This is a genomic window from Vibrio thalassae, from assembly GCF_900089835.1.
Taxonomy (GTDB): Bacteria; Pseudomonadota; Gammaproteobacteria; order Enterobacterales; family Vibrionaceae; genus Vibrio; species Vibrio thalassae.
Genome location: NZ_OANU01000189.1, coordinates 1 through 1,117, shown reverse-complemented (window position 1 = coordinate 1,117; position 1,117 = coordinate 1). Strand labels below are relative to the sequence as shown.

Below are 1,117 nucleotides of genomic sequence, written 5' to 3'. Positions count from 1 at the left end.
TGGACACATAAAGCAAATGTGTCGTCCTTTAGCTCAGGTGATAATGAAGTGTCATCTCTAGAGGTGTTTCCACGGCAATTTGGCAGTAAATGTGCCCGTTTTTGGGACCAGGAGGATCATCAAGGGCAACGTTGGGACTTTTGTTTAGATGAAAAACAAGTTTTTAACTATTGGACAGGTTATGAAAGGGGTGAGGAACAAGAGTGGAACAACCGCTTTGAATCTCTAGAAGTAGGCTCAGGTGTTACTGCTAGACTTTGGTTTCACAGCGATAGAAGCGGTTTCAACTGGCGTTTTGGGCCTAATTCAAAAAATACATATTTTGGTAAAAATAGTGAAAATAAATTTTCGTACATTGAGTTAGAAAAGAAAAGTTCCCCAGCGCAGGTGCTTATAATGTCCAAAGGTTCAAAAAGCCAATGTATGGATTTAAGTCGGTCAGACGGCCAATCAGTCGTCGGTTGGGATTGTAATTCACAGGATAACCAGCGTTGGGAATATACAAGTAGTAAACAGCTTCGTTCATTAGACAACCTCGATAAGTGTATACACTACATGGGCGAAGGAAAGCCTGTACGCGCGAAAACATGTGACCATGGGGATATCAATCAAAAATGGTATATTGATACTGACGATAATAGAATATATTCAGTTTCCAACAGTTCACAAGTAATGACTTTTGATAAGAACTTAGAGCATGGATCGTCTGTTTACACAAAAGGTGTATCAATTAATTTACTTCAACAATTTGACAATTTAATTAATTTAACGAGAGCAGCAGTTGTCGCCGACAATGGTCGAGAAGAAGTGGAGCCAACGTGTGTTCGATTGTGGACCAAGGAAAATTTTCAAGGGCAACCTTTTGACCATTGCTTGAATGATGGTTCTTATTTTCACGTTAATTTTGCAGGTCTCGTCGAGAACAATAATATACAGTCAATGGAGGTCGGTAAAAATGTAAAAGCTGTACTCTGGAATGGTGATACAGCAGGAACATTTTTTCGAAATAATCCTAACCTTGGTCAGTTTAGCAATCGAGCACAAGCCCTGGAGATATACCCATTTAAAGAAGTAGCGCCAACGTGTGTTCGATTATGGACCAAAGAAAATTTTCAAG

General features: G+C 39.5%; 1 protein-coding gene. It reads left to right on the top strand.

Annotated elements, in window-relative coordinates; all coding sequences use genetic code 11:
• Positions 1-48: 48 nt before the first annotated feature.
• The coding region (locus tag VTH8203_RS23630) for an RICIN domain-containing protein (protein WP_167385864.1) at positions 49-1,117 on the top strand (1,069 nt) is incomplete at its 3' end.